The organism is Pseudomonas sp. K5002, from assembly GCF_013386655.1.
GTDB lineage: Bacteria > Pseudomonadota > Gammaproteobacteria > Pseudomonadales > Pseudomonadaceae > Aquipseudomonas.
On sequence record NZ_JACARK010000688.1, the window covers coordinates 1 to 4,031 of the forward strand.

Sequence of the window (4,031 nt, forward strand, 5' to 3'; positions counted from 1 at the left end):
TCCCAGGCCTTGCGGGTGCTCAGCCGTGATCTGCTTAGCCTGCTGCGGGCGGCGCGGGGCGTGGCGCGCCAGCGGATGATGCTCGATGAAACGGCGGCGGTCGGGCCACTGATTGAAGCGGTGGCTTTGGCGTTGCAGCAGGAGCGTCTTGATGAACTGCCCGAGTTGTCACAACGGCTTGGCCTGGCGTTGCAGGATCCGCATCTTGGCCAGGAGGCGCACTTTTGCCTGGTGCAACTGGCGCAGGTGTTGCGCTTGATTGAGCGGGGTGCATTGACGCTGTCGGCGGTCGAGCAGGGCAGGGTGCCGCCCGGCGCACCGGGGGCGATGTCCTGGCACCGGGATATCGAGCAGGGGGTGCTAGGTGGGCTGCGCAGTGCGTTGGCCTTTCTGGCGGTCGCGGCGTTCTGGATCTTTACGGCGTGGCCTTCGGGTTTGGGCGCGGTATCGATTTGTGGCGTGGTGTTGAGCCTGTTTGCAGCGCGGGAAAACCCTTCGGCCTCCAGCCTGAACTTCCTCAAGGGCATTGCGCTGTCGATCCCGGTGGCCGGTGTTGTGTGCTTCGTACTGTTGCCCGGCTTCGATGGCTTTCCCTTGTTATGCCTGGCGTTGGGAGTGCCGCTGTTTTTCGCCTCGTTGTGCATGAGCCGCCTCAAGCTGGCGGCCACGGCCTCGGCGTTCTGCATCTTTTTCGTCAACAACGTCGGGCCCAGCAATGTGATGACCTATGACTTTGCCGCCTTCCTCAACAAGGCCATCGCGACGTTGGTGGGTGTCGGGATTGCCGTGGTGGTGTTTCGGCTGATCCAGCTCAATCCCGGCGAGCATCACTATCGGCGGATGTTCAAGGCGTCGCTGTTCGACCTGGCGCAATTGACTTCCCGTCCCCTGGAGCAGGCTGAAAGCTGGTTTGGCGGGCGCATGGCGGACCGGTTGATTCGCTTGTCGCGCTACAGCGAAACCTTGCCTGCCGATCGCCGTGTCCACTGGGATAACGGATTGCTGGGGCTGGACCTGGGGGATGAGTTGCTGGAGTTGCGCGCCTGCCTGGCGGACAGCCGGGGTGCGTTGGCGATTGAGCGCGATCGCTATTTGCGGGCATTGGAGTCGGTGTTGGAGGAGGGTGGACCGAGCGTGGCGAATGAGTCGCTGATGGATGCGGCCAGCGTTGCGATGCTTGAAGCGCTTGAACAGCCTTCGGGATTGGCGGAGCAGGATCGGGAAATGGCCAGGGCGGCGGTGCTGCAACTGCGGTTTACGTGGCGTAAGTGGTGTCGGCGGGGGATGTAGGCGCTGGCAAGCCAGCGCCTACACGGGGCATTACTCGGCGATCTGCAACTTGCGCGCCTCGGTGTACACGTAGCGCACCTTTTCATACTCGAACGGCGAGTTCATCTGGCCGTAGCGGAAGCTGGTCTGGTAGCGCTTGTCGACGGCGCGCAGGGCCCAGATTTCCGGGTGGTTTTCGCTGACCTTGGACACGTTCAGGAAGTTGATCTCGGTCTCGGCGCCGTAGTCCACCAGCAGGCCGGTGGTATCCCGCAGGTTCGACGGACCAAACAGCGGCAGCACCAGGTAGGCGCCGCCCGGTACACCGTAGAAGCCCAGGGTCTGGCCGAAGTCTTCGCTCTGGCGCGGCAGGCCCATGGCGGTGGCCGGGTCCCACAGGCCGGCGATGCCGATGGTGGTGTTGAGCAGCAGGCGCCCGGTGGTTTCCAGGGAACGATGGCCCTTGAGCTGCAGCAGGCTGTTCAACAGGTTGGGCACATCCCCGAGGTTGTTGAAGAAGTTGCTGACGCCGGTACGCAGGAAGCTTGGGGTGACATAGCGGTAACCGTCCACCACCGGCAGGAACACCCACTGGTCGAAGCGGTAGTTGAAGTGATAGACCCGGCGGTTCCACGACTCCAGCGGGTCGTAGACATTCAGCGCGTTGACCGACGAGCGCTCGAACTCACGCTGGTCCAGGCCAGGGTTGAACTTGAGGTGGCTCAGGGGCTCCTTGAAGCCGTCGGAGTCCACTACGGTCGGCGTGTGGGCCTTGCTGTTGTCGGCATTGGCCACGCCCGCGCACATCAGGGCGGCGAGCAGCAGAAGATATTTAGCCACGGAAGAACTCCAGCATGGCGTCGGCGTTGACGCGGTAGTTGAGGTTGCCGCAATGGCCGCCCAGGGGGTAGACGGTCAAGCGATCGCCGAAGGTTTTACGCAGGAAGCCAAGGTCGCCAGGGCCCAGGATCACGTCGTCGGCGTTGTGCATGACGGCGATTTTCGGGCTGTCGTGCAGGTAGTCCTTGAGGGCATACAGGCTGACCTGGTCAACCAGTTGCAGCAGGCTGCCGCCGTCGGAACGGGCGCGCCACATCGGGATCACCTGTTCGGTGAGGTAGCAGTCGAAGTCGCACTGCAGCGCACGCTTGAGGAACGGCGTGAGGCTGGTGCCTTCGCTGATCGGGTACTTGGGCGGGATGATCAGGCCGCGACGGTTGATCAGGTCCGAGGTGAAGGCAATGTCGGCCGCCGAGAAGCGGAATGAAGTGCCGATCAGCATCGCCATCTGTTCGTTGGTCAGGTGTTCCTTGGAGTTCTGGAAGTCGTACAGCAGGGCATCGTTGAGGTCGATGTAGCCCTTTTGCTGGAAGTAGCGGGTCAGTTTGTTCAACACCAGCTCATAGAAGGTGGTGCTGTTGTTGATGCCCTTGACCTCGGTCTGCACCAGTTTGTCGAGGTTGGTGATCGAGGTATAGAGGTTGACCGGCGGGTTCAGCAGCAGGACTTTCTTGAAGTTGAAGCTGCGACGGGTTTCATCCAGCTTGCTGACAAAGGCTGCGTCGAGGGCGCCGAGGCTGTAGCCGGTGAGGTAGAAGTCGGTCACGGGCAGCGTCGGGTTTTGCGCGCGTACGGCCTGCATCACGCGGTACATGTCTTCGGCGTCTTCCTGGCTGATGCCGGGAGTGGCGAAGCGCGAGGCGGCGGCGATGAAGTCGAAGCTGGTGGGGGACGACAGCTGGACGACGTGGTAACCGGCCTTGTAGTAGAGCTTTTTCAGGTATTCGTTGATGGTGCTGTCAAAGCGTGCGCCGGTGCCGGCGATCAGGAAGATCAGCGGTGCGGCACGGTCCTGCTTGGCGATGCGGTAGGTGAGTTTCTTCACCGCCCAGAAGTTGTCAGGCAGGCTGAACTCGCGCTCGGGACGCATCGTCAGGGTGTAGTCGGACTGATTGATTTGATCGTCCGATGGCAGTTCCGGCCGCAGGTTCGGCGGGGTGGTGGCGATGGTCGCTTCAAACGGGTTGGTCAAAGGGTAGCCATAGCTGGCCTGGTCGATATCGACCGCCAGTGCTGACGCACTCAGAAAAAGGCTGCCCAACAGGGCCGCACAGCGCAAGGAACGGAGCATGACTAAATCCCTAAGAGGAAAACGTGCTGAAGTGGAGTTCGCAGGCTATGACCACCGCGTTGCTGCCGAAGTGCCAGCCTTCGGCACTAAAAGTCGGAAAAAACGTCGGAATCGGGGTAATAGTAGCGAGACGATACACTTTGGCACGCCTTAATGAACACTTATCTGTTTGCAAAACTTGCCAACGGCCACCGGGGGATTAAGCTGGGCGCCGTTTTCGCCTATCGGAGTGCCCCATGTCCCGCCGTTTTCCGCTGATCCTGTTGCTTATTGCCCTGCCGCTTTGGCTGGCCGCCAGTTATGGCGCGCGTTACGGATTCATGGAGGATGGCCGTTGGGTGGGCATTTGCGCTGACGAAGCCAGCCGCTGGGAATGCCAGGTGCGTTCCAACCTGGGGTTGATGATTCACTTCAAGGTGCTGGGCTGGGCGGCGCTGGTCACGGCGGTGCTGGCGTTTTTCGTGCCGGGCCGGGCCGGGTGGGGATTGGCCGTGTTGGCGCTGGTGTTCGGGTTTCCGGCGTTGGCGTTATACAACACGACCTTTGCGGTGTTTGCGGTGGTGATTGCGGGGTTGCGGTTGGTCCGTAAGCCTCGCGTTGCCTGACAGGGCCTCTTCGCGAGCAAGCCCGC

General features: G+C 61.7%; 4 protein-coding genes. 2 read left to right on the forward strand and 2 right to left on the reverse strand.

Going from position 1 to position 4,031, the window contains the following annotated elements; all coding sequences use genetic code 11:
- Positions 1 to 1,290 (forward strand): FUSC family protein (locus HX846_RS26290; RefSeq protein ID WP_178966393.1); only part of this gene is annotated, 1,290 nt, incomplete at its 5' end.
- 30 nt (positions 1,291 to 1,320) lie between these two features.
- Here HX846_RS26290 and HX846_RS26295 read toward each other — a convergent pair.
- Both HX846_RS26295 and HX846_RS26300 read right to left on the reverse strand, forming a co-directional pair.
- Entirely contained in the window at positions 1,321 to 2,109 is a 789-nt protein-coding gene (locus HX846_RS26295; protein ID WP_003210582.1) for a VacJ family lipoprotein, read from the reverse strand.
- On the reverse strand, positions 2,102 to 3,400 hold the full coding sequence (locus HX846_RS26300) for a hypothetical protein (protein ID WP_003210581.1): 1,299 nt from the start codon (positions 3,398 to 3,400) through the stop codon (positions 2,102 to 2,104). The genes HX846_RS26295 and HX846_RS26300 overlap by 8 nt, the downstream gene beginning before the upstream one ends.
- Positions 3,401 to 3,636: 236 nt before the next feature.
- On the opposite strand from HX846_RS26300, the gene HX846_RS26305 reads away from it, so the two are divergent.
- Positions 3,637 to 4,005: a hypothetical protein gene (locus HX846_RS26305; protein ID WP_003210580.1), complete on the forward strand. Its 369-nt coding sequence runs from the start codon at positions 3,637 to 3,639 to the stop codon at positions 4,003 to 4,005.
- The last annotated feature ends 26 nt before the right edge of the window (positions 4,006 to 4,031 follow it).

Excerpts from the sequence above, each read along its gene's own strand:
- HX846_RS26300 (WP_003210581.1), bottom strand. The coding sequence starts at position 3,400 with ATGCTCCGTTCCTTGCGCTGTGCGGCCCTGTTGGGCAGCCTTTTTCTG.
- HX846_RS26305 (WP_003210580.1), top strand. The coding sequence starts at position 3,637 with ATGTCCCGCCGTTTTCCGCTGATCCTGTTGCTTATTGCCCTGCCGCTT.